The sequence below is a fragment of the Stygiolobus caldivivus genome, assembly GCF_019704315.1.
Taxonomy (GTDB): Archaea; Thermoproteota; Thermoprotei_A; order Sulfolobales; family Sulfolobaceae; genus Stygiolobus; species Stygiolobus caldivivus.
In genome coordinates, this window is the sequence record NZ_AP024597.1 from 2,329,109 (window position 1) to 2,354,080 (window position 24,972).

The 24,972-nt window shown below is 36.1% G+C and carries 25 protein-coding genes; 11 read left to right on the forward strand and 14 right to left on the reverse strand.

Going from position 1 to position 24,972, the window contains the following annotated elements; all coding sequences use genetic code 11:
- Positions 1-457: 457 nt before the first annotated feature.
- The 3 genes from KN1_RS11580 (at position 458) to KN1_RS11590 (ending at position 2,861) form a co-directional block, all read left to right on the forward strand.
- Entirely contained in the window at positions 458-868 is a 411-nt protein-coding gene (locus KN1_RS11580) for a hypothetical protein (protein WP_221287800.1), read from the forward strand.
- A gap of 940 nt (positions 869-1,808) precedes the next feature.
- Positions 1,809-2,126 carry a hypothetical protein gene (locus tag KN1_RS11585; RefSeq protein ID WP_221287802.1) on the forward strand — a complete coding sequence of 106 codons (318 nt, stop codon included), beginning with the start codon at positions 1,809-1,811 and terminating at the stop codon, positions 2,124-2,126.
- 393 nt (positions 2,127-2,519) lie between these two features.
- Positions 2,520-2,861 carry a hypothetical protein gene (locus tag KN1_RS11590; RefSeq protein WP_221287804.1) on the forward strand — a complete coding sequence of 114 codons (342 nt, stop codon included), beginning with the start codon at positions 2,520-2,522 and terminating at the stop codon, positions 2,859-2,861.
- Between the two features lie 27 nt (positions 2,862-2,888).
- Here the strand turns inward: KN1_RS11590 and tenA are convergent, their stop codons facing one another.
- The 5 genes from tenA to KN1_RS11615 form a co-directional block, all read right to left on the reverse strand.
- Positions 2,889-3,542 carry a thiaminase II gene (gene tenA, locus KN1_RS11595; RefSeq protein WP_221287806.1) on the reverse strand — a complete coding sequence of 218 codons (654 nt, stop codon included), beginning with the start codon at positions 3,540-3,542 and terminating at the stop codon, positions 2,889-2,891.
- Positions 3,543-4,782: 1,240 nt separating this feature from the next.
- Positions 4,783-5,397, reverse strand: coding sequence for a trimeric intracellular cation channel family protein (locus tag KN1_RS11600; RefSeq protein WP_221287808.1), 615 nt, complete (start codon positions 5,395-5,397; stop codon positions 4,783-4,785).
- Between the two features lie 392 nt (positions 5,398-5,789).
- The gene (locus KN1_RS11605) at positions 5,790-6,125 is read right to left on the reverse strand and encodes a DUF4898 domain-containing protein (protein ID WP_221287810.1); all 336 of its coding nucleotides are present in this window, start codon (positions 6,123-6,125) and stop codon (positions 5,790-5,792) included.
- Between the two features lie 939 nt (positions 6,126-7,064).
- The gene (locus KN1_RS11610) at positions 7,065-8,492 is read right to left on the reverse strand and encodes an MFS transporter (protein ID WP_221287811.1); all 1,428 of its coding nucleotides are present in this window, start codon (positions 8,490-8,492) and stop codon (positions 7,065-7,067) included.
- 116 nt (positions 8,493-8,608) lie between these two features.
- Positions 8,609-9,187, reverse strand: coding sequence for a zinc ribbon domain-containing protein (locus KN1_RS11615; RefSeq protein ID WP_221287812.1), 579 nt, complete (start codon positions 9,185-9,187; stop codon positions 8,609-8,611).
- Positions 9,188-9,308: 121 nt separating this feature from the next.
- Here KN1_RS11615 and KN1_RS11620 point away from each other — a divergent pair, with 121 nt between their 5' ends.
- Positions 9,309-9,929, forward strand: a complete 621-nt coding sequence (locus tag KN1_RS11620) for a hypothetical protein (protein WP_221287813.1) — start codon at positions 9,309-9,311, stop codon at positions 9,927-9,929.
- Between the two features lie 39 nt (positions 9,930-9,968).
- On the opposite strand, the gene KN1_RS11625 is transcribed toward KN1_RS11620, so the two are convergent.
- Positions 9,969-10,397 carry a hypothetical protein gene (locus KN1_RS11625; RefSeq protein WP_221287815.1) on the reverse strand — a complete coding sequence of 143 codons (429 nt, stop codon included), beginning with the start codon at positions 10,395-10,397 and terminating at the stop codon, positions 9,969-9,971.
- 119 nt (positions 10,398-10,516) lie between these two features.
- Between KN1_RS11625 and KN1_RS11630 the strand changes: the two genes are divergently transcribed.
- Positions 10,517-11,086: a hypothetical protein gene (locus KN1_RS11630; RefSeq protein WP_221287816.1), complete on the forward strand. Its 570-nt coding sequence runs from the start codon at positions 10,517-10,519 to the stop codon at positions 11,084-11,086.
- On the opposite strand, the gene KN1_RS11635 is transcribed toward KN1_RS11630, so the two are convergent.
- Together KN1_RS11635 and KN1_RS11640 are read right to left on the reverse strand one after the other, a co-directional pair.
- Positions 11,087-12,460: a dihydrolipoyl dehydrogenase gene (locus KN1_RS11635; RefSeq protein ID WP_221287817.1), complete on the reverse strand. Its 1,374-nt coding sequence runs from the start codon at positions 12,458-12,460 to the stop codon at positions 11,087-11,089.
- 32 nt (positions 12,461-12,492) lie between these two features.
- A complete protein-coding gene (locus KN1_RS11640) occupies positions 12,493-14,454 on the reverse strand; it encodes a serine/threonine-protein kinase (protein WP_221287818.1) in 1,962 nt (653 codons plus the stop codon).
- Positions 14,455-14,623: 169 nt separating this feature from the next.
- Between KN1_RS11640 and KN1_RS11645 the strand changes: the two genes are divergently transcribed.
- Positions 14,624-15,793 (forward strand): family 1 glycosylhydrolase, encoded by a 1,170-nt coding sequence (locus KN1_RS11645; RefSeq protein WP_221287819.1) that lies wholly within the window; start codon positions 14,624-14,626, stop codon positions 15,791-15,793.
- 215 nt (positions 15,794-16,008) lie between these two features.
- Here the strand turns inward: KN1_RS11645 and KN1_RS11650 are convergent, their stop codons facing one another.
- From KN1_RS11650 to KN1_RS11665, 4 genes are all read right to left on the reverse strand, one after another.
- Positions 16,009-17,055, reverse strand: a complete 1,047-nt coding sequence (locus tag KN1_RS11650; protein WP_221287821.1) for a zinc ribbon domain-containing protein — start codon at positions 17,053-17,055, stop codon at positions 16,009-16,011.
- A gap of 76 nt (positions 17,056-17,131) precedes the next feature.
- Complete coding sequence (locus tag KN1_RS11655) at positions 17,132-17,707, reverse strand: hypothetical protein (protein WP_221287822.1); 576 nt, start codon at positions 17,705-17,707, stop codon at positions 17,132-17,134.
- Positions 17,708-17,931: 224 nt separating this feature from the next.
- Complete coding sequence (locus tag KN1_RS11660; RefSeq protein ID WP_221287824.1) at positions 17,932-19,839, reverse strand: protein kinase domain-containing protein; 1,908 nt, start codon at positions 19,837-19,839, stop codon at positions 17,932-17,934.
- A gap of 8 nt (positions 19,840-19,847) precedes the next feature.
- Positions 19,848-21,140: a cryptochrome/photolyase family protein gene (locus KN1_RS11665; protein WP_221287825.1), complete on the reverse strand. Its 1,293-nt coding sequence runs from the start codon at positions 21,138-21,140 to the stop codon at positions 19,848-19,850.
- A gap of 403 nt (positions 21,141-21,543) precedes the next feature.
- Between KN1_RS11665 and KN1_RS11670 the strand changes: the two genes are divergently transcribed.
- The 3 genes from KN1_RS11670 to KN1_RS11680 all read left to right on the forward strand — a co-directional run bounded on the left by KN1_RS11670 (position 21,544) and on the right by KN1_RS11680 (position 23,469).
- On the forward strand, positions 21,544-21,813 hold the full coding sequence (locus KN1_RS11670; protein ID WP_221287827.1) for a DUF4898 domain-containing protein: 270 nt from the start codon (positions 21,544-21,546) through the stop codon (positions 21,811-21,813).
- A gap of 88 nt (positions 21,814-21,901) precedes the next feature.
- Positions 21,902-22,567 carry a hypothetical protein gene (locus tag KN1_RS11675; protein ID WP_221287828.1) on the forward strand — a complete coding sequence of 222 codons (666 nt, stop codon included), beginning with the start codon at positions 21,902-21,904 and terminating at the stop codon, positions 22,565-22,567.
- Between the two features lie 371 nt (positions 22,568-22,938).
- Positions 22,939-23,469, forward strand: a complete 531-nt coding sequence (locus KN1_RS11680; RefSeq protein ID WP_221287829.1) for a hypothetical protein — start codon at positions 22,939-22,941, stop codon at positions 23,467-23,469.
- Here KN1_RS11680 and KN1_RS11685 read toward each other — a convergent pair.
- A complete protein-coding gene (locus KN1_RS11685; protein WP_221287830.1) occupies positions 23,435-23,773 on the reverse strand; it encodes a hypothetical protein in 339 nt (112 codons plus the stop codon). The genes KN1_RS11680 and KN1_RS11685 overlap by 35 nt on opposite strands.
- 124 nt (positions 23,774-23,897) lie before the next feature.
- On the opposite strand from KN1_RS11685, the gene KN1_RS11690 reads away from it, so the two are divergent.
- Together KN1_RS11690 and lrs14 are read left to right on the forward strand one after the other, a co-directional pair.
- The gene (locus tag KN1_RS11690) at positions 23,898-24,203 is read left to right on the forward strand and encodes an Sso10a family chromatin protein (RefSeq protein WP_221287831.1); all 306 of its coding nucleotides are present in this window, start codon (positions 23,898-23,900) and stop codon (positions 24,201-24,203) included.
- A 142-nt stretch (positions 24,204-24,345) separates the two neighbouring features.
- Complete coding sequence (gene lrs14, locus KN1_RS11695) at positions 24,346-24,741, forward strand: Lrs14 family HTH-type transcriptional regulator (RefSeq protein WP_221287833.1); 396 nt, start codon at positions 24,346-24,348, stop codon at positions 24,739-24,741.
- Between the two features lie 6 nt (positions 24,742-24,747).
- On the opposite strand, the gene KN1_RS11700 is transcribed toward lrs14, so the two are convergent.
- On the reverse strand, positions 24,748-24,960 hold the full coding sequence (locus KN1_RS11700) for a CDGSH iron-sulfur domain-containing protein (protein ID WP_221287835.1): 213 nt from the start codon (positions 24,958-24,960) through the stop codon (positions 24,748-24,750).
- Between the last annotated feature and the right edge of the window lie 12 nt (positions 24,961-24,972).

Below are 24,972 nucleotides of genomic sequence, written 5' to 3' on the forward strand. Positions count from 1 at the left end.
TTCAGTACTTATTCGTGGTCTATATGATGCAGAAAATTATATCTGGGCTCGTTTGGCCTATGGAATTTTAATAGGCTTAGACGCAAAGTCTAGCACCGAACCATAGCGTGAAGCTCGTCGCTCCACTCCTTAGCTAGATAGCGGTTTGGGCAAGATACTCCAGTCAACGGCGTAATTGTAGTTTCCGCCTTCAAGTTAGCCCATACTCCGTCCCGTAACTCGTCCGCCTTGCACTCTGGCGCGTTGTTATCCTGACGTTCACGCCCTGGAAGCTCCTTTCCTATTAACGGCATCCTAAACACTTCTTTTTTTACCTTTCCCGAGATTATCTTAGGCTTAATCCTATTAAAAATTAGTAATTATTTTAAGTAAGGATAATTCTAATTTAGGCTAAACACTAACTAATAAACTTGCCTTTAGAGTAAGCTTAAATTGCGTGCTTGATATGAGCTTGTAAATGAAAGGAGTAATTGTCGGAATAGTTGTGTTATTAATTGTAGTAGGAGCTTTATACTATCTATATACCAACGGTTATTTCTACACCGTGAATATTAACGGGGTTTACATAACATATCAAAATAACTTTCTAATTGAATCCATACAGACAAGTTATACCAATACGTCATTATCACTGCACGGAGGCGAAACATTTGTAATAACCCTTACAACGAAAGACAACGGTCTACTTCCAGTTAAGATAACCGGGATTAACGTATCTAAGCCCTTCAGTATTGTGAACACAGCACCATCTTTACCGGTTACGATAAGTCATGGTCAAAACATGACTTTTACAATTACGGTCAAGGCACCAATGGAATCTTATACTGGCTCTCTACAAATTTATATAAATGGTACAAAAGTTTTATAATAATCTTTAATTTATATATTATAATTTAATAACTTTTTATCTTATTTTTAAATATTATATACTCTTAAATGTTAAATCTGTTAATATTAATGTAGAAAGAAATAATAATTTGATTAACTATATTTTCTTATTACCTCTGCGTTTCCTATAATATTTATGTTTTAATTTCTATTCCTAGCTCCTCGTATCCCGGGCTGGCTTACCCATTCAGTCTTTTCAATGGAGCTATATCTCAATTAACTCATTTTCACTGGTAATACCAAGGTCTGGTATTATACGTTTTTTGTGAATGTTCTTTATAAAAGAGATAAAAGAACTATAACTATTATAAAAAATACATCGAATAAATATAAAAAACTACTTTAACTATTACAGTATATATAAATATGTTTATCCGACTTTATCTCGCTAGACTTTATCTTAACAGTTTAAGTATCTCTTTGTAATAATTTAGTATAGATAAAAATTCTTTATTGAGTATTTAATACTAAATAGTTATTTCATTTCTGGGCTATCTCAAGGGTTATTTATTCAACGAGTAATATCAATTACAATATTACCACGATTAGCATTATAAATATAGAATATTAAAAATATTTTAACTATGTAATATGGTATATATTATACGTATTTATTCCATGTGATTTAATGCTGATTCATAATTTAAAAACAGCCTAATATCAAATATATTCTATGTTTATACCACATAAATTTATAATAATTACAACATTAAAATTACAATTATTTTTATGTCTTCCTATTTGATAAGTATATTTATTATATTACTGTTTAGCCCCAAAAGTGAAAATAGTCTTAGATAGGGGATTGGTATATTGCTGGTTTTAGCATAGTTGACAAGGTTAACTCCTTAATGAAGTGGCTTTCCCTTATCTTTATAAACAAGTTAATGCTTTTTACCTCTCTAAAGACATAACAGTATATGGCAATTATCACAAAAAAGATCCATAAGAAAAATGATGGAGGAATTGTTTGGATATCAATTGATGAAGTACCGCCTATCATTAAAGATACCAGTGTTGTAGACGGTGGGTTTTTTATTAGGATATCTGACGATAAGGGAGATAAAGTAATTAGATTATCAGACCAAGAAGCTATAGATATAGCACACAGAATAATAGAAGCCTATAAGAGACACATAAATGAATATCCCAGGCTTAGCCAAAAAGCGTATGAAGAGTACAAAAGAAAAAACCAGAACCCATCAGAAAGTGAAGACATCGATAATGAGGATTTTTAACATAATGTGGATTTGGGGCTGAAGCCTCCTTCAGCGATGAATACCTCCTTATAGAAACGTTTTTATACTTTTTTGACCTTGCATGTGAGGGCTAGGTCCTGACCTAGAGATTGGGGGGATCCTTTAGCCTGTAGAGAGAAAACCACCGTAACCACACACGGGACATTACAAAACGGTACCGTTAGGTGACCTCGGCAGCGGGCGAAGGGGTTCGAGGTTTCTCTGGGTAACAGGGAACCTTTATCGCTAGATGGAAGTGCTCCGTCCGCGAGGGCTTGGCAGTCCACCTGCCGAGCTTAACTCAGTACTTACCGTTTACATTATACAAGTTAGCGTATGTTTTATCAATCGTTCAGAAAAAATTTTTAAGATAGTAAATACTAAAATAAGTATATGGTTTGGAAGGAATTAAAGGACACTATGAAAGAAACCGTAAAGGAGATGGTAGAAACTGGTAAAGAGGTAGGAAAAGCATCAATGACTGCCTCCTCAGGGATAATAAAGGACGGATTAGAAGTAAGTAAACAAGTTGCTAAAGCCTCCATAGAGTTAGGTAAAACAGCAGAAAAGGAATTTAAAGGCACGACCAAAGAAGCTGTATATGTTACAAGAGACCTAATCAGCGAGTTTAAGGACAATGCTAAAGACGCATTGCAAGGTCCTATAAGGGAAATGAAAAATCTGGGAGAAAGAGAAGAAAAGAGAGAAGAAAATAAGGAGAAAGAGAAGAAATAAAAACACAGCCCCGCATTTTTTAGATAGTTAAAGTTTGAACGGGAACTTTTCCATTTTATACGCAGAGTCCCAGAACATGAACTCGAACATTGATGCAAGTCTGAAATGCCTTTTAACCTCTAGCTCCTGCTCATGTGTCAGTTCAAAACTGTTTACTATATCAATAACGGCCTTAACGCCTTTTTCGTATTCCTCCCCTCCGTAGGTCTCTATCCACCTCTGGTATAGCTTATTGGGACTCCCCTTTTTTACCAACTCTTTCCCCACTTCCATGTATATCCAATAACACGGCAGTACCGCACTTACCCCCTCGTAATAGGGCCGTGAGAAGACAACAGAAGTTATGTAAGAAGTGTAAAGTAGGTTAGTAGGAGATATTTCTACTTTCTCAGGGTCTATTTTCCACTCTGAAAAAAAGTACTTATGTAACTCTTTTTCGACCTCCATTGCGTGAGTGATATGAGTCGCGAAGAGGAGTGTCTGTTCCTGCTCTAAAGCTTTAGCGGAAAGTACAGCTAAAGCCCTAGAAAACGACTTTAAGTAATGGTAATCCTGAACGATATAGTACTTGAACTTTTCCTCTTCTAGCGTCCCGTCAGTTAGACCTTGTATGAAAGGGTGAGACAATATCCCTTGATAAATGTCCTTTATTTCGTCCCAGAGTACTTGGCTCCTACTCATTCTCAGAGTACTTTAGTCAAACATGCTTATATCCCTATTATAATAAAATCATCTCGTGGATAATTTTAGCTAAGATAGGCTTGGGATTTCGTAAATTAGTACCGCATGGCAACTATTAAGGAAGACAAAATAAAATTAGGAGGGGGTGACCCGTGGCGGAATTAGAAATAATTAGATGCAAGGATAAGTTACGCCACGGGTAAACAATAGCCTGCTTTTTAACACATCTACTCCTGCAACCGGGATCTTTAAGTTTACTCACCCTTATGTTTTATTTCGGGCTTAGGGCCAAACTTCCGGTACTGTTTCGAGGCAGACAAGCTCCTCCTGGGGCTTTGCTCCCAAAGGAGTTTAAGGCCTCCACCAGTCATGTCCATATTACTCAGGCTTAGCTATTACGCTTTATGTAAGGCGATAAATCACTTGTCAACATAAGCTACAATATCCTACTTAACTTGCTCTTTGACGCAACCTAACTTATGGACGTCCTTTCACACCTTTACAATATATATTCCAAAGGGTTTTACGCAAATTTCACGGTTTGTCGGAGACCGTTAGAGCAGTTGATGACCTTGGGTTAGATATAGAGTAATCTTCTAATAAAATTTGATCGGAAGAATTTTGTTTAACTTACAGTTATTTTTACTTAATGGGTAAATCGTTTCAGAGCTATCTCTTTTCCCCACTATCCGTGGGTTATACCCAAGTTAAGTATTACTTTCAACTCTGGATATGGTAGAGTATACCTCTATTTCATCTGGAGTCGAGGAGTTTTTACTTCTCTTTATAAAGATAACATAATACTCTGTCAAGTTAACTGCAAATTAACTGAACAAAATGGCGTAACCTTGTCGAACACCGTAGATTGTCAAGTCACCATATAAGATCATTAAAATTACCCTAAAAATAAGCATTTGTGGAGTTCAACTGGAATAGCAATTTTAGGTTATATTTATGGAAATAATTGTAATTCTACTAAATACAACATTTTTTGTCAATTATATCCGATAAAGTGAAGATTTAATGAATTTTTATCATATCAAGAAAACATATAACGTGAGAATTAACGTGTATAGACTCTAGACTAATGTATTTTTTCATTATTAAAAATAAATAAGGAAGGAAGAAAATAACATAATTGGAAAAGAAAAGTAAAGCCTAATACTAAAAGGGATCCCTCAGCAAATTCTAAATTAAAATAAGGCATAAAAACAGCGTGCAACTGCGTAATAACGTTCAATTAACTTTCAATCCTAATTCTCGGTAGTTCCCATTTATACTTTATGGCTAGTACACGTATAGTTAAAGCCAGCAAAAAACTTACTGTAGTAGCCAATAGGTCAGAATAGCCTAAATAACGTAGAGCATAATAAATTACAGACCCTAAGATCGCGACAGTCGCATAAAAGTCCTTTGTAAGGACTAGTGGAATCTCGTTAGATAACACGTCCCTTATTACGCCTCCGCCTGTAGAAGTCAAAACTCCGACGGCTACCACTAAAAGGACGTCGCTAGATACTGAGTAAGCTAAAGAAGAACCTGCTGCAGCGAAAGCCGCCAAGCCTATTGCATCTGCGTATAATAAAGGCTTCTGGACGTGAGAAAAAATTTTGTAAAAGATAAACGTAAATAGACTGGACAGTAGGGCTACTGTAGGATAGGGCAAGTAAGTTAAGTTTGTTGGAGGAGTCTTACCAAGGAGCAAGTCTGCTATAATTCCGCCCCCTAATGCTGTAGAAAAGCCGAGGACTAGCACTCCCAATAAGTCCATGTTCTTCCTTATGCCTTTTATAGCCCCAGACACAGAGAAAGCCACGATCCCGATATAATTAGTAATGTCGAGTACAAGGTTCATTATGGTCTATTAGGCTTGTGGTTTTAGCCGTTATAACATTTACTGAATAAGTTGTGTTAAAAATAAACCCCACAGAAAAATATTTTATCAGGCTTCAAAAAGCAGGGTCTTTTAATTAACTTATTGAAAGTTTATGTGCAATAAATCTTAAAATATTCTGTTAGTTTTTAGATTTTATACTTAATAAAAATATATAAAATGTAAGGATTTTATGTAAACTGTTTCCTTAATTAGATTAGCCAAGGCGTGAATGGTAGATTTATATTTTATAAGTAATGCTAACGCACTAAGCTGGATATGCTGTATTCATAGAATAACATAACGAGGATTTTGCACAGTAAAGTTATTTTAAAAGAATTTCTGGAATTACTTTAAAACGGACTTTAGGTTAATTACTCTTCACAACGTTCTAATTCTTTTGTTGGCTCGGATCCTTCGCCTATCTGTACTATTAGCAATACTTGGTTAGTGTTATTGTCTTGATTGATAAACGTAAAAATCTCTCTATCGGGAAAGATCTCATTTACAGCCCTAGTTATTTTCTCAGCATCTTCACATGATGGTACAATAAAGATTATTGATTTAAGAGGTATTGAACTTAACACTAATCTGAAAAATTTACTATAATCGCTAATTAACGTTTTTGAAAACTGCTTCACTATTAATTTACTTTTATTTATGCCTACTATTCTCAATATATCAATAAATTCATCTATCCTAACTGACATATAATGTAAATGCGTGTGACTACTATATAAAGTTTCATTAAATCCCGTTTAAAACTAAACACTTATTATTTTGATATTGAAAAGATTTTTAACTTTTTATTTATTCTTCATTAATTTAAGAATTTTTAAATAACTATATAAATTAGTTTATAAATAGGTGCAATTACAGTATTTTACCCTTAACTTTATGATTTAACTAAAGAAAAATTCGGATAATGTAATAGACTAAAATTAATTTTCAGCTCCCTTTATGTCTTTTACAGTTGGTTTATATATTTCCTATAGCTTTAAAATCCAACCTACCCCCAATATGCTAAGTCGCCTAGGGGACTACGTTACAGTTTAGACCAAAAGTCGGGCATGGATATCAAAGAGCCCCCAGAATAACACAAAACTTTCTGTATTCCAAGGAGAAAGTCCTTATCACTTAAAGCCCTACGGGTGTAGTCGTAATTATAGAAATACATGGTATTTAACCATATATTCCTCTAATGCTAAAATGTTTAGCTAATCATGGGCGGATAAACTTAGAATATTTTAGGTAAATAATAGCACCGCATAGAAGGTTTCTCACAGACAAAATATTTTCACGGATATTAACAATAAAATTAAAATCTGCCCAAGTCAAAGGCTGGAGAGAAAGATAGCTTTAAATCTGTCCAGTAATAGTGACGAGAAAACCTTTTGCCCTTAGATATTTTAACAAAGTATAAAAAGCAATGGTTTCGTTTCTATAACCTCCTTTAGGTGTTATACCCGAACTAGAGCATGAACTTAAGATGAAATTTAAAAACCATCGGGTTCTCATGCATTTAACGCAAAATGAAATATAATAGGTACCCCACAAATATTTAGGGTAATACTCAACCGCTAAGGTTTTCCAACAAACGCTGTTCAGGATAAAAATCGGCGAAAAGAAATAAAGGTTAAAGCAGGCACTTAAACTGTGCCTTCTGATGCTTGAGCTCTAATTTCCTTGCCCCTTATAGCGGAGAGGACTAATGCGACTGCCAGTATCCCTACAGAGACCAGAAAAGCCGAATGTAGGCCCGTAATAAACTTGGTGGCTACACCCCCTATCAGGTCAGAAGTACCTAGGAACACTTCAAAAGCCACATAACGGGGTACAGTTAAAGATGCCACAGTTATAGAAATTACGTAGCTCAGGAGTATCCCAGTATTACTTAAAGTCCTCAACATACCTGATACGCTACCGTAGGCGTGCTTAGGAGTGTTAGCCATAACGGCACTGTTATTAGCAGGGTAGAATAGCGACGAACCTATACCACCTATTACTGAAATAAATATTATGTCTATAAGGGGAGTTGTTAAACTCAACAAATGAGAGTAGAGAAAGGAGACAAAAGCCATTAAGCCTATCCCGATTGTGGCTGGGATCCTCGACCCGATCTTATCTGAGAGCCTACCTGCTAAAGGACCTATCATGCCTGCTATCACATAACCCGGGACTAAGAGTAACGAAGCGTTGAGCGGAGATAACCCCCTTATCCCCTGAAGGTACATTATAAGAAGGAAAGCCGTAGATAAGTAACCCGTACTTTGGAGGAACGAAGCAAAAAGGGAAGACGTCAGGACTCTGTTTTTGAATATCTTAAAATCTATAAGGGGAGACTTGACCCTCTGTTCGACAATTACGAAGGGGATCAACAGAAGTAGCCCTATAGTGAGAGGGATCTCATTTTTTAATGCTAACCCTTCTCCTGCAATATCTGCACTCCCATAAGTAATTAGTGCTAGTGAAGAACCAAAGAGCAAAATCCCGTATATATCTATATCCCTCTTTACTTTATTTACGTCTTTTACGACTTTAAAACCTAGTATTGATGCAGCTATACCTATAGGGACGTTGATGTAAAATATATACCTCCAACCTATTAATGTAGTTATTATACCTCCTAAGACTATACCCAGTATAGCCCCTACATTCCACCCTATAGAAGTATATCCAAAAGCTTTTCCTCTCGTATTTGGAGGAAAATTATCTGATATAATTGCACCGCTATTAGCCTGCATCATTGAAGCACCGAGAGCCTGGACACCCCTAGAACCAATTAGGAAATAAGCAGACGGAGAAGCACCGCATAACGCTGAACCGATCGTAAAGACGATAAAACCTAAGTTATATATTCTAGCCCTACCGTATGAGTCCCCTAGCCGACCTAACTGGGTCGTAAGTACGGCTACCTCTAACAGATAGATCAGGATTATCCAGATCATTGTAAATAGGTCTGAATGGAGGTCGGTGACTATTGTAGGTAATGCTAAGATTACTATTGTAGAATCGACAGCCCCCATCAAGACCCCTAAAACGACTACTACCAAGAGTAACGATTTGTTTGACGCCATACAATATATTTAATCTTAAAATTTAAATTATCTTCTACTAATAAGTTTCTATCTCATAAAAGAAATTTTGGATAAAATTAATAATAAGGGTAAAAAGAAATTGAGACCTTTATTTCTCATAAGGGACTACCACAGTTAGAACAGAACCTAGCAGTAGGGGGGTTTTGAAAACCACAAGACCTACATATCCTCGCCCCTGAAAACCCTTGGTAAGGTTGGTTATAGCCCTGATAGGGTTGGGCATAATATGGCCCGTACGCTGGCTGTTGATAACCGTACTGATAACCGAATTGTGGGTTAGCACTAACAGCCCCGCTATTTACTAGCCTTTCTATTTCGTTCAATGTTTCGTGCTCTATCTCAAGGTTCCATAGGCCTTCAGCACCTTCTATCAAAAGCCCTATAGGTCCTAAAATTAAGTCCCCTAAAAAAGCCTCTGTAACGTCTTCAGCTTTTACCCAATTAGAGACACCGGTCTCAGCTTCTAAGTAACCTTGTCCCCCAAAAAGTTTCACTGTAAACGCTCTATCAGCAGCAAAGAGATGCCTTAACATACCTTCTTTCTTAGCTTGGACTATGTAATAATTACCTGCACCGTAGAACTGTGAGGTGTACCCCTTGTATGAGAACCACTGAAAGAGCTGGGAGGCAAGCATCTGTAAATTGACATTTACACCTTGAAATACTTTTTTCATAGGTAGATCAAGTCTTTTCGAAAACTATTAACTTTTTCTCTGAGATATGTGCCTTGATTAAATCAGTTATTTAAGTATAATTAGAATAAGATATATTGATAAAATGTCAAACCGTAATAACATGGGTAGTAAGCGACTCTTACTGCTATTAATATCTATTTTGGTATCAGCTGGAGTGCTGGTCACTACGTTATTTCTAGCCCCGGTATTCATCTCTACACCTATCTCCCCATCAATTAATGCAGGATCGCTAAATGTTATTACACAAGGTAACTGGACGGCGGAGTTTAAGGCGATAATTACTAGGGAAGGTCCCACTTATACCATTTCATTTAGTAACGGGACTTCGCTCTCTCTTTCAAGTCCAGAATTTGTACGCAGTACGATAGGAAAACTATTAGCAAGTAATATGGGGCATGAAGAGGACTCATTAAGGTTTTTCCAACTATACATTTATTATTACGTCAACAATTATAATAGTTCTTATTCCATATTAATCATAAAAGCTTACTTCTCACAAGGCTACCACCAAGTACCCTACCAGCTCTACTTATCCGTACGAGGTGTTAGGGGGGTAGAAGGTCCTTACTACTGGGCCGGAAATTACAGTTATTGGGTAGCCTACTCTAACCAGACCTCTTCTACCTCTGTCCTAACTGTTATTAAAACCACTAACTTTACTATTAGTATAGAACAATATAAGTCAATTTTAGAGTTGGTAACGACATCAAATGACGTGTAAGTAGGAAATGATACCAAGTAGGTAAACCGGGAACTATACCTAATTAACGTGTTCTCCTCTAAGCTTAAGCTGTAATTTTCTTATTTTTTCTATCTGTTCCTTGGTGAGGTTACCTAATAGCCAGTCATAATTTAGAGACAATAGAAGTGAAACTATCTTACTCTTCTCTACATTCCCAGTCTTATATTGTTCGAAAAGTTCTAAGGCTTCCTTAGTCATGAGATAAATCCCCTTATAAACATTTTCTAGTTTTAGGGCTACTTCAAGCATTTCTTTTTTCGGGACTGCGCATTTAGTGTCCTTCCTATGAAAACCGTGGTGCATAGCCAATGATTGTAAGAGCCGCCTCTCAGCTTTGTAAGCCCTAAATGCTGAAAGTTTTAGGAGACCATTTTCTAACCGTTCATATGATACTAAGAAATCATTAAAACTCATCCTAGCATAAGTTATCTCATCCCTGATGGGCATATAAGTCCCGTATACTAACTCAGGGATTTTGAATTTTTCGTAAAAAGTTCTAGTCTTACCAGACCACCTTATAACTTACTTCAAATAACTTTTAAAGTACATAAGAGTAAGCATAAGTTATGAATATCGGGCTGATAATCGGAATCTTAATCCTGATCTTTGACTTTGCTATCTCCATCTGGAACAGTTACAATGCCGGAAAGATAGCTACATACAGAAAAGGTCTAGGAACCTTGGTGTTCTTTTTAGGAGGATTTTTGCCAGTAAGTTATGTCATAGCTACAGTGATAACTTTTATTTTAGCATATTTAGGTTATATTTCGTCCTCTACTACCGTGTTTATCCTCAGCTTTGACTTTCTATTTTTCGGGCTAGCAATAATAATGTGGGGAGTAATAGCCACTACCCTGAGTATAGTAGCTACAGTAAAAGGACGGAGCTGGACAGCCGGAATAATAACTGTATATAACGCCTTTGCTACTATTGCGGACGCGTGGGAGTATATAACGGGTTTCCTCTCTGCGTGGAAAAATGTGAGGAGAGCTATCGACTCAAGTGATTTCTCGGTCATTGACGTAATAGCGATCTTAGCAATATCATTAGGGATAGGTTATATAATTTCTTATGTAGCTTATAAAGAAGGAATTAAGTCTGAGTCAGGTTACTATACTTCAAGGCAATTTTTTTAATCACAGTACTTTTCTAGCCGTGTAAGCTACTAGCTCATTTGTAGTAGGGTGTTGGTCTGCAAATTCAGCCAGTTGCCTTGCTGTCAACCCATGGGCTACCGCTTGTCCTAATTCGTTAATTACAAACCCCGCGTGGACTCCTACTATCCACGCCCCTATCAGCCTTAAGCTACCGCGTTCAAAGTATAGTTTAAGTACGCCACCCATCTCGTCATACATCTGAGCCATAGGGTCATTTTTCATATCATATGACGCCTCAATAACGCTTAGACCCAATTTCTTAGCTTCACTTGGCATGATCCCTACATAGGCTGCTGGAGGGATAGTGAAGATAGTAACTGGGATACTCTTATAGTCTACATAGTCAGTAGCAACACCGTTACTCATAATATTATACGAGGCCGCCACGGACATCCTAACCGCCGCGTGAAAATAAGGTGCTTTCCCGTTAACGTCGCCCGTAGCAAAAACATTAGGTAAGTTCGTCCTCATCGCCTCGTCTACACTTATATGTCCCTTAGAGTCGAGCGCTAAAATACCAGAAGCACCTTCAGGTAAAACTGGCTTCCTACCAGTAGCTAACATTACTAAGCCTGTAGAAATACTCTTCTTATTACCTTTTTCATCACTATAAAGTACCTCAAACTCGTTCTCACTTTTCTTCCTTATTTCCAATAAGGGACTGTTGTACATTATATTTATGTCCAATAGGGGTAAGAGGGTTTCTACTATCTCGTTTTCAAACCCTTTAAGGACTCGACCACTCCTTACTAAGACCCTTACACTATACCCTAGGCTTTTTAATATCGTAGCGGTCTCTAGAGCTATATACCCTCCGCCTACTATTGTGATATCGTCGGGAAGCTTCCGTATATTAGTCTTGTAACCATATAGGTCATCGCTCGTAATGGCGAATTCAGAGCCGGGGAACTTAGGCTTAACCGGCTCGCTCCCGGTTGCTATAATAACGTATCTACCTCTGATCTCAATCTCTCTACCTTCTCCCTCTACATCGACTCTTACCGTTTTATTGTCAAGCAACTTAGCTGTACCCTTTATTAGTTCCACATTTTCTTTAAACTCCTTTAGTTCCTCTCTATGTTGTATAAACCTAGTCTCTTGGACTTTATCCTTATGGTCTTGGACTATAGAAAAGTCAGGTCTTATACTAGTCTTTAAAATACGGTTATTTCTCCACACCATCTGGGCAATTTCTCTTACTGTTTTAGACGGAATACACCCAGAAAAAAGGCAGTTCCCTCCTAGTTCACCTTTAGGGTCTATTATTACTACCTTATACCCTGACCTGGCTAACCTGAAAGCGGCTGGGTAACCTCCTCCGCCTCCACCTATTACTATCACATCAGTTTCCATAAAAATATGTTTAAAGAACCAAGGTTAAAAATTCATTTCGAGAGAATACTAGCTATCTGCTCACTCGTGTACCTCTTTGTATAATCTGGGTTTACACAGCCGTAAATTACTGTAACCAACTCCTGTGGTACATTAGGAGGTAATTGGAGACGCCACGAAGCCAGTGCCGACCTAGCTTGGTTAATGTAATTTAAAGCTTCGTTAATCCTACCACTTATATAGAGGTCTGACGCATGATTTAGATATGCTATTGCTGGGTTATCGTTGCGGAGAGTGAGTAAGTAGTAAGCGGTTATCCCTAGAGCGAACACGTCCATAGAAGGGCTAGCTCCTCTTCCTAGAATTATTGCCTCTATTTGTTCTGGCGGACTATATGCAGGTGTAGCTTGATTAAACCTCTGCCCTACTTTTACTGCAGAACCTAGATCTCCTAACTTTACATTACCTACAACACTAAGGACTTTCAATACCTCATCGGGCGAACTCCCCAATTTCTTGGTAAAGAAAATGTTCTGGGGTTTAACGTCTAGGTGGACATACCCGTTTTTGTGTAAAAAGTTCAGTGCTAACGATATCTCCCTGATGATATTTTTAACTATCAGCGGCCATTGCGGGGAATAAACAAGATTTGTTTTTGCAAGATCTGCCGCGGTTCCCCCTTCCATGAACTCCATAATAATTGCAGGGGGGTACTTGAAGTATGCTTCGCTATTTCCTTTTAACGCTGAGGTTATGTTATTTATATCAACATATATCCCATAAATTCTAACGAACCGCGGGTTCTTAGACAGCTCCTTTAGGTTCTCTGATTCTCTAAACAAATCGTCGAAAGACGAAGCACTGATTATTCTAGTCTGCGAAGGGTCATTCCTCATACTTAAGACCTTAATTGCGTAAGCCACTCCGTCTTTTTCCGACTTCAGTACATATCCGTTCCCTCCTATGCCTAGCACAGAGACTACGTTATAGCCGTAGATATCATTGCCGACCCAAACTTTCGGATCCCACTTATCCAAACTAGGGAGTTGAAGGGGCTTTTTAGGCTCAACAACACTAGTGTAGTTTATAGTAATTCTATCCCCCCTGTTTATTACACCGTTTTCAATAGTAGGTTTAAAGATAACCTCACCGATCTTAATTTCTTTAGCTTTCCATTGAGCGTCTTTTGAGCCTAGTATAGGGACTAGGATAGGAGATGAAGGATTACTGGATACATATTCATAACCTCCCACGTTTATACTCCACTGGATATTTGATGGTAGTCCTGTTGCGAAGAACGTGGCAAAACAATGAGGGTATCTGTCGTACGGTAAAGTGTCACTAGGCGTAAATGATATGACAGCCTTTCTACCCTCTTTTACGACCCCACTGGTCCTGTCAGGTAGAAAGTACTTCCCTTGTGCGTATGACGGACAGACCCTGAACTCGACCTTCTTCTCCTCTAACACTAGTTTTTGCCCGTTCACCTTCTTCACAACACCATTGACCTCGATCTCCCATTGGGAGCCACTCGGTATTCCTCTCTGTACAATTACAATAGGGTAGCCTTTACCTGAAGCCGCAACTATATTTGCAAAAGCTAGCGTGGTAAAAGAAGAGAGTAAGAAAGGTAAAGAAAGCTGACCCATAGTGGGAGAAAAGGAAGAAAGCTCGTAAGTTATAAGGCTCCCAGCTATCATAATTACTTCCCAAACACACGGGACTGCAAGACCGGGTAAACCGAGTAATATGAGGAAGACAGGTATTAAATAGGGGATGGATAAAAGGTTAAGGTTGCCTGAAAAAAACACTAAAGCTAGGGGTACAGTTAAGGAGAGAATAAATGGGATCGCTGTAATAGTCCTGTTGAAAGAGGCTAGGAGTGAAAACAGCGATGAAGCTAGTAAAATGACTACGTAAACAATAGATACTCCGTGAAATAAAACCAGGAGTAATATTGACGCAAATATGTCGATAATGGAAGCTTTCAATAACCTTTTGTTATAATAGGTCATAGTTGATAATATTTTTAGCACTCATAAAAAATTAAGCAATATAAGCTTCCGATCCATTTTAAGCGATAATATAGAATAATCTAAAATTAATATGAAAATTAACCGTTAATCACCGGATCTAGGTAAGGCTTTATTAAAAATAAAATAGTGAAACTAAATATAATAAATTATGAAGTTTGGGTTCTCTACATCAGCCTTTCAATTTGAGGAAACTAACACCAATTCAGACTGGTATGAGTGGTTAAAAGACGAAGTTAATATCACATCAGGTAAAGTAGTCCCTTATTTACCTTATATGAACTATTACCTCACTAGGTACATGAAAATACATGAAATAGCAGAAAAATTAAACGCGTCAATCTGGAGGTTTAACCCCAGTTGGGCAAGGTTATTCAAGGACAGTAAAAGAGTAGATGACGATGCAGTAAAAAAATACAGAGAGATTTTAAAAGACTTAAAAAATAGGGGGTTTACGGTAATCCTATGCCTGAACCACTTTGACCTCCCGCTTTGGGTACACCAACCAATAATAGCTAGAGATTTCCTACTGTCCAAGGGAAAATTGGGCTGGTATACTGAAGACACTGTAAAGGAATTCTTATCGTTTTCTAAATTTGTAGTAGATAATTTTTCAGAATACGTAGACTTATGGTGTACGTTTAACGAACCTAACATATTGGCTAATTTCTCGTATTTAACCGGGATCTTCCCACCTGGCATAACGAGTAAGAACGCATTCCAAAAAGCTTTAACAAACATAGTTACAGCCCATAACTTAGTTTATGAAGAACTTAAAGGGCTGAAAGTAGGAATTATCTATAACTTCCCCTATGTTCAGGGTAGCAAAGAAATGGAAGAAAATATAGCATATTCGTTTTTAGAAAAGGTAAAGTTTGATTGGATTGGGGTAAATTATTATTCTAGGATTGTATACGACGAAAACGGAAGCCCGAAGAAAGGTTACGGGATTTTCTGTCAGCCTAATTCAGTGTCTTTGGAGGGTAATCCTACATCTGATTACGGGTGGGAGGTCTATCCTAAAGGACTTGAAGAGGTCCTTAAGGCTGTGAATAACAGGTTTAACAAACCGATTTATGTTACCGAAAACGGTATAGCCGACTCAAGGGACTTCCTGAGACCTAATTTCTTAGCCCAGCACCTAGAGGCTATTAAGAACTCTGGAATTAAAGTCGAGGCTTATCTACATTGGTCTATAATAGATAATTTTGAGTGGAACTTCGGGTATGAAATGAAATTCGGTTTGTATACTTTAGACCTGAAACCCAGGCCTAGCTCGTATTTATTTAAAGAGTTTACTGAGGTATACTCTAATGCGTGAGAATTTCCCTTTCATGCTAAACAAATCCCTAGCTCTTATCAAAATTTAACTAGTTTCTTAATATAAGATTTTTAATAATGGACTTGCTCAAGGTTACTTAAAAACAATCATAGTTATTATATAGCTAAGTCATTGCTAGCCACTAACTAAAAAATCACCCGTAAAGCTCTTAGGGATCACATAAATAGAGAAAATACTGCAAAAAGGAGAAAAAATTAGAATGTATTAGTAATTTCCATATCACTTATCAATGAATTTAACTGAGGGGTAGAATATAGTAGCTGAGGAGGAAAAGTAATAAGGACTACGACAACCCAATCTCCAAATGCCGTAACGCCTTCTAATACATTTCCTCCTCTCGCTATATAAACAGTGTAACCGTTTACTAGACTCATACATTTAATAGTGTTTGAAGAGGTGTAATATACGCTATTTGATGTTATATAGGTTAATATATCTTGAGCTATTGTGTTTGAAGAGGTGTTAATGTAGACTGAATATACATTTACTCCACCACTACTATACTCTTCCAGTAAGCCAGCCATCGCCCCCTGAATTAGTGATACTTTTTCCCCCATAACATAAGAGTAAATCAGGGATAAGTTACTGGTCTTCAACACTAGGTTCCAGTTTAGATCCCCTAAAACACTGTCCAGCTGTACGGGTGTCAGGCTGGTGACACCTTTAGCCGGAGGAGGGATATAAAGCGGGGGTAGCAGGATTATATCAAAGAAATATGGTAAAACAACTGAGAGGGCTAATAACGCTATTGCAATGAACGCAACATCGGCCACTACAGCCTTCAGAATCTTTTTCTTCTTATTCCTTGGGCCTGACGGTTTTTTACCCGTTTCAACACTTTTATTTACACTACCTTGGCCCACCGGGAATTGCTGTCCCATTGGGAACTGTGGTAGAGTACTCGTCGGTAACTGCTGTGGGGGATATGAAACGGTAGGTTGAGGGGAGAACTGAGGCTGAACCTTTAATGTTTGTTGGTCAGGAACGTACTGCTGTAAAGGAGAATTTAACCTGAAACCACACTTCTTGCAGAAATTAGCTTCAGGCACATTATTGGTACCGCATCTTGGGCATTGAATTAAACTAGGCTGATTGAACTTAATTGTCTGACTTGAGGGAGTCGGAAACGTAACTGTATTAGAAGTCTGTTGAGGAAAACTCATGAGAAGATTACCGCATCTTACACAGTAAATGAATTCATCATTATTGGGGTATCCACATCTATTGCAATACTTTACCATTAACTATCATACAAGCGGTTATATTATTAAAAATTGTCCCAGACACATCTCAAATAACAAATCTGACCAAATGGGTTTAAATTTCTAATTCATCACAGTTTCTTTTTAGCTGTCTTTTCAAATAAACAGAATTGATTATTATCAAGTATGACATAGCAAGTAAATTAGTACCTACAGTACATTCTAGTATATCAACTATAGAATTACCAAGACCAAAATACGAGTTTACGGCAAAGTTAACTAATGGTAATAGGAATAGAATGAGTGAGATAATCTTCAATTGCCTAGAAAAGACTGAGAATTTATTAGCTATATTATCTATCCTTATCATAAGTTTTGATAGGTTGTATATTTTACCTATTTCATCATTCATAGCTCGTGCTTTGTCTATCACTTGCTTTTGTAAATTATCAAATTTCACTTCCCCTTCTATTTTGTTTGCAATAAGGATCTCTTCTAGGAGTTCTGATAAGCTACTCTCTGAGAAAAATTCTACTCCTTTTTCAAGGAATTTTATTATTATTTTCCTTTTTCCTTCACCGAGCAAATAGTTTGCACTTCTACCTAACTTAACACTAGTCTTATATGTTATAATACCATTTAGCCAAGTAAATAGAGCAAGCCCTAATATTATCAATATATTCTCAACCACGGCTAATTACCTCGATCATTTGCCTTACCATATCTATTAAAGCTGTTATAACCTAATCCCTTAATAAAGGGTTGGACAGTCGCTGAATATAAACGTTGCATATAATTCTTTTTCTACTTTAGATATTTTTATACCTAACTTTATAAAAGACAAAATGATATAAAGTAGATTTAGCTTAATAAAATATAACTTAAAATTGATTATAGGGTTAAAAATGTATTTTTTTATAGATTTTTTAATAAATAAGATAGATTGTCTATGTTAGATTTAAGAGATTTTTGAATAAACTCACGTAGTTCATAAGGTAAATCTGAGGGGAAATCTATATTCCATAATTTTATTACTTGTTTAGCCTCGTCTACTTTTTTCAACGCACTACCGACATCATTACCGTTATAAAGGTCTATAGCTTCATCCAAGTATTTACTAACAGGACTTTCTTTACCAGTAACCATATAATAGGCTGTCATACCCAAGCTAAAGATATCGAAATTTACTTTAGCCCCTAACCCTAATATTGCGTGCTCCAGTTGTTCAGGAGAACAATAAGCCGGAGTAGCTTGGAAAAACTTTTCGCCTACTCTCACAGCCGAGCCTAAATCCCCTAATTTTATTGTGACCTGCCCCGACTCTAGCACCTTTTTCACCTCGTCTAACCCTCCATTTAACTTATCTGAGAAGAAGATATTCTGGGGTTTAACGTCTAAGTGGATATACCCATTAGAGTGCATATATTCTAACGCGATCGCAGTGTACTTTATGACTATCCTGACTATTTCATACCAGTCTTTTGATGGCGAGAAATAATTAACGAATAGTTCTTTAGCAGTCCCCCCACTCATAAATTCGGTGACTATTGCTGGGGGATATTTTAAATAAGTTTCAGTATCACCCCTTAACACTGAGGCTATCTGGTTTACATCGGCAAATATCCCTGATACCTTAACTAGATAAGGGTTACCGTTACTTAACTTAACTAGGTTATTAGACTCTTTAAATAAATCGGTAAACTCTCTTAACGCTACGGTTTGCGATCTGGAGAAACTAGGCTTTAAAATCTTTATAGCGTAATATCTGTTATCTTTTTCCCCCTTTAGCACATAACTGCTACCACCCTCGCTTACGGTATCGACAACGTTATACCCATAGAGTTTTGTCCCTACCCAGACTTTAGGATCCCAATTCTTAATGTCCAAAGCCCTCTTCACTATTTTAGGCTCAAATTCTATCCCTACTACACTACCCCTTAGAGCAGTCCCCGACTTCTGCTTAGGTTCAAAAATTACATCTCCAAAGGATACTTTTTCAACTTCCCATTTTACAAAAGGCTGATCGAATACGGGTACAATCACTCTACTTTTCCCAGTATATTTATTCCCGTTCACGGTTACAGAGAATTCTAGTTCTTTAGGTATATTTAAAGGGATAAAACTTACTGTACATTCTTCGTAACCCTTTAAAACATCTGAATCTTGTGTTTGTTTAAAATTTATTTCAACGTAATCCCCAGCTACTACCGAGCCCTTATAATTCGTGGGGACATAAAACGAATTAGAGTCTTTCACTGGGCAAGTTACCCATGACCCCCCTTCACTAATTATATTAATCTCGGGGTCCGAAGTCGGAATAACATTTCCGTTTAAGTCTATAAACCAAGGTAAACCTTTAGGCAGCCCTTTAGCCCTGAACGTTACTATCGTGAAATCTTTTCCTTTATATGCCCTCAAGTTCATCACAGTCAAATAAGTAAGGGGAAGAGATGTAACTAACCCTAGTATATATTCCGGCACAGTGAAGGGTGGGATGACCTTGTATAGGACGGAAACTATAATAAGGACGATCTCTATCATGCCGGCTATTAAAGTCCCAGCATAATATTCGTAAAATACATAAATTACCACCAACACGGAAATTAGATAAAACGGACTAGGAAAACTAATTACACTAGTTATTGCAGAGAGAAATAAAGTATATTTAGAGAATTTCCTATTATATGCAGATTTAATACTTATTACTGCCGATACTAAACCTGGGACTGCATAAAGATCTCTGAATATAATAGCGTAAGAAATAAGAATTAAGAATGCTACTAAAGCTGAAATAAAAAGCTTATTATTCGCAGGTTTTTCCATAAATTACACTACTGTTCAAAGCTAAAAACTCTTTTTACATACTCTACTCTTTCTCTCCAGTCTACTATAGGTTTAGGGTACGTTGGTATATTATATTCATAAACTTTATGTATTATTGAAGGCGGGTAATCTCTAAGCTCTTCCACCCATTCCTTTATGAACTTCGCGTCAGGGTCGAATTTTTCTTGCTGTTTCCAAGGGTCAAAGACCCTGAAAATATAATCTGTGCCGGTAGATGCTACCCACTGCCAGTTACCGTTATTGATAGCAGGATCATAATCTATAAGTTTAGACGCGAAATACCTCTCGCCCCACCTCCAGTCTATAAACAAGACCTTAGTCAGAAAGAAGGCTACGATCATTCTAAGCCTCCCGTTTATAAAACCGGTACTATTTAAGGACCTCATTGCAGCATCAACAATAGGATACCCGGTCCTTCCGTTCTTCCATGCTTCAAAATACTCTTCATTACTCTCCCAATTTATCCCATCGTATTCTCTTTTATAACAATGGCCAAACACATAAGGGTTATAAAATGCTAAGAGAGTGTAAAAATCCCTCCAATACAGTTCTCGTATAAACGCTTGGTCATCTCTTTTCTTATAATATGCCTCTCTAATGGAAATTGTACCAAACTTAAGGTGAGGGGATAACATAGTATAATTTCTCTCTGCTGGAAAATCCCTCCTTTTAAAGTCTACTTTCCTCTCTAGCAGTTTTAAACCCTCAGATCGCCCTCCTTTAAGCAAAGGGGACTCAGTTTTTTTAAATGACTTTAAGAACTCCACGTCTAGACTGTCTTTTATGACAGTAAAGTTAACTCCATCCCTGATATCCCTAGGCTCACGTACTTTATATTGAATTGCCTTCTTGTAAAACGCGGAAAAACTTTTGGATGGTTTTATATTTTTTGTGGTTAATAAAACGTCTGTGAAAGATAAGAATTTAATCCCCCTAGATAAAGCGTTTTCCTTCATCTTTTCATCTCTTTCTAAAGCAAAAGGTGTGTAATCTTCATTAACATATATAGCATCCACATCAAGTTTCTTTATTACCTCCTCTGCATTACCAAAGAATATGTTTAACTTTGCTCCCCATTTATCTCTCAATTCAGCGTCTAGTTCTACTAGAGAGTTAATCATAAACGAAGAAGCAAATTCCGACTTATAGTTATTATGAAGCATTTGCCTTGGATCAACGATAAATAATGGGATTATTTCATCACAATCATAAGACGCTTCTACCAGACCCGTATTATCATACAGTCTTAAATCTCTCCTGAAAATAAATCCACATTTCACGTTTACACGAATCACTGTCTTAATTTAAATTGGTTTGTCCTAAAACATCATATATCAGACCGGTGGTCCTCTAATCACCGTTCAGTATCCCAGCGTTTGATATATTGTTTAAAATTCAGGCTAAAAGCTTAACACTAACGTCATAGAGAAATATACTTCAAAAAGATTTTTAGCTAAATCTCTAAGTTTGCTGCTAATGATAGATTGATCTAAATGAATTTCTAAAGTTTTATAGTCATAACTAATAGATTTAAAGAACAGATAAAATTTTTTCCTATTTAAAGAAGAAATAAAGATAATTTAGAACAGAAGTAGAAGCTAAATCAGTTCCATTGTTAAGGAAAAAGGGGAAACCTTTATATATGATAAGAGTTATATAGAAAGTGGTCAACTATAAATGCAAGTGCTAGATATTATCAAGGACCAAATGGTAAGGACTATTATATCAAAATTTAACGTGACTCATGAGATTTCAGTGAATACGTCTCTAGTTAAAGACTGGGGGAAGTTTATTGATTTCAGCTTACCTAAGGGTGTCAAAAATATAGTTATAATTCTACCAGAGAATTACGACAATGAGATTAGGGAACAGATAAGAAATGTAAGGGGAGACCTTTCTGTAATAGTTATTAAGTCGCCAGAGATCAAAGACAAATTATATGTTTTATATTAACGTTCAATACTATAATTAGATCAAAACTCATTTACTGTAGAATATTAACGCAAGAATTAAATATTCTTGTGAGGAGATCTTTGTTTAGATGCAAATAAATAAGTGCATCATTAAAAGAGATATTCAAGACCAAGAAATCTTCTCCATAATAAACATAGAAGATGGAAGGAGAATAGAGAAAATAAACGAAATCATTAAAAACAAAGAAAAAATAAGCGGAGACCTTCTCAGGATTACAGACTATATATCCGTAGATAAAGAAACATTAGAAAAAATAGTTAGTGCTATAAAAGATAAATACGGAATAATAGGACTTAAATTGTCAATTTCAATCGCGTTTCTAACTCTTGGCTTAGGTCTGGAGAAGAGAGAGAAATACATGAAAGAAGTAGGAGAAGAGTGGGAAAAAATTAAAGAAAGTATTGGACTCATCCCTTTCGAAAAATACTACGATTATGAATATAGGTCGTACGATATAAATATAAGTACTCTCAAAAAGCTCGGAGAAAAGAGTAGTATTATAAATTTAAATAAAAATGACTTCATTCACTTGCAAGTTTGGATCATTTCAGTTTTACTATCAGGTTTAAAGGAGAGAGGGATAAAATTCAGGCTAATTAAGGAAGGGACAGAACTAACAGGGATAAGAATTGAAAGCCGGAAAAAAGATATACAAGATATATTTAGAACTTTAGAGAGTGAATACGGGAAAATTGTCAAATTATATTCAGGCTGGTTTATCTTTAATGACTGAGAAAATCTTATAATTTTATGGTTTGTATCACTAAGCTTAAAGATAAACGTTAGCTGTTTATTCAGATTAAGGCCATAGCCTAAGTTTAGGGATTTACGTTTATTTTGTGATTTCTATTTGTCTAAGTATAGTTTTTTAGACAATAACCTTAAATATACACAACCGATAATAATACATGATAACTTGTAAAAGCGTAAGATGGCATGTTTATAATTTAATTTGTGTAGAATGATCTACGTTACTATATTATTTGTATACTGAACTGTACTAATTTAGCAGAGGAAATTACAATTCACAATGGACCCGTGAAAGACCCCAGTTTATAGTACGGTAATAAAATGCTTTAAAAATATACATTCAAAATAAGCCATATGGAATGTGAAAAAGAAGCTCTGAGTATATTAGACATTCTCTTCAATAGTAATCTCATTAGAGGTAGGGTAGTGTTTGAGGATGATATAAAACATCTAATGCAACATGAGAAATTTATCTGCAGCGAGAATGATATAATTAAAGTATTGAAAATATATCTGAGGCCGTTAGGGATAATTATAGTTAAAGGTAGTTATGATAACTACAGAAAAGTTATAAAGACCTTCGAAGATGGGGGTAGACTTGTTGAAGGAGTGTACGGTGTAGAATACGACCTAATCGATGAAAATGAGCTACTAGATCTACGAATAATATTATACAACGACTCAGTAATTATACATAAAAATGAAGAAGAAAGAAAGTACAAACTGACTAAAGTATCTGCAATTAGAGTTCTAAAGGAAATCTCTGAAAAATCTCGTACAAAGAATGAATTTATAAATTCTTTATTAAATTTCCTTGAGAATAATAATGATGATAAGACTATTGAGTGGCTTAAAGACTTTCTTGTTCATAAGGCTTCCTCATGAAATATATTTTCTTATACATATTTACCACTTTATCTATCAATTTTTCATCTATAACGACGTCTTTAACGACTGGTAATTTTATGACTATCTTAGACTTGTAAAAAAACAAATATCCAGTAAAACCATCTATCTTATTATCTACCGGGCGAAAGAGCCAAACTTTAAACCTATACACTTTTCTCCTTTCATCTTCCGCTACCTTAACTATAAAGAAATCATTTACGACAGAGTTATTATCTAAGAAGTATTCTTCTAGTAACAGTTCGACAAATCTATTATCTATTATTCTGAAATCTGATAGCATATAAAATCTGATGTTTAATAAAGTGTTAGAGTTAATCAAAACTAATTAATTAGTATTAGTACAGTGTTATAATTTTGGTGGGTATTAGTTTACTTTATATAGTAAACAAATTTACACAATTCTAATGACCAAGAAAAGGAGCACAGCTGAAATAATCTATAGTATTTTAAATGCATGCAGAGAAAGGACTAACAAGACAAAGATAATGTACGCCTCTGCATTAAATTTTGCTGAGCTAAAGAAATACCTTGATATACTAGTTAAGAGCGGTTATCTTAAAGAGGAAAATGAAGGAAAAAACTCCTATTATGTCATATCTGAGAGCGGAAACAGGCTACTCCAAATATTAGAAAAGTACGTCCACCTTTTACATGAAAAAGAAGAGCTAGAGTCACAATTAGGGGACGTATTATCCAAATTTAGAGAATAAGTTTTTAAGCTTTTATCAGAATCAAAAAGTATAAAGGAAATTTAAACGAACCTTAAACTATGTTAAAATGTACACAAAAGTGCATTTTTAAATATATGGTGTTTTTTAGTTTCTGAAAGTAAATAAGTTATTAGTGGAACAAATGACTAGTAAGGTAAAATTCCCTGATGGAAGAGAAGTAGACATTCATGAAGTAATCTCGTTCATGTACGGCCTAGGTATGGGAGAAATAGAAGTATTACATAAGCTCTTGACCAGAGGCCAGAAGTATTCCGCAGATCAATTATCTGAAGAATTGAAGGTAAGCAAGGCCTCGGTAAATAAGGCACTAAATACATTACTAAGCAAAGGTCTAATAGAAAGAGAAAAAATAATAGAAGATGGAAAGAAAGGAAGACCAGTCTATATATACTGGGCTAATAAAGAGCTAGTAACTAAAAAGATAAGTCAGGACTTTTACAAGCTTATAGTTAACACTAGAGATACATTAAAGAAGACAATCTCAGAAAACAAAAAAATTATGTTACAAGTAACTTAGATTTTATTAATGTTGCGGATAAAAGGTAGAGATTTTTACTCTATTCTCGTTTTCATATACATAAAGTTCTGTGGGACTTTCGTCTTGAGTCCTCTTATGTGAACCGTCACAGAAAGGTTTATTCTTAGACAACCCACATGCACATATGTAAAAAACTTCTCCGTTACTTGCCTTTACTTGATAAGGTACGTTCCTGTCATGTCTTACCAGTCTTGGCATAATAACCTATCT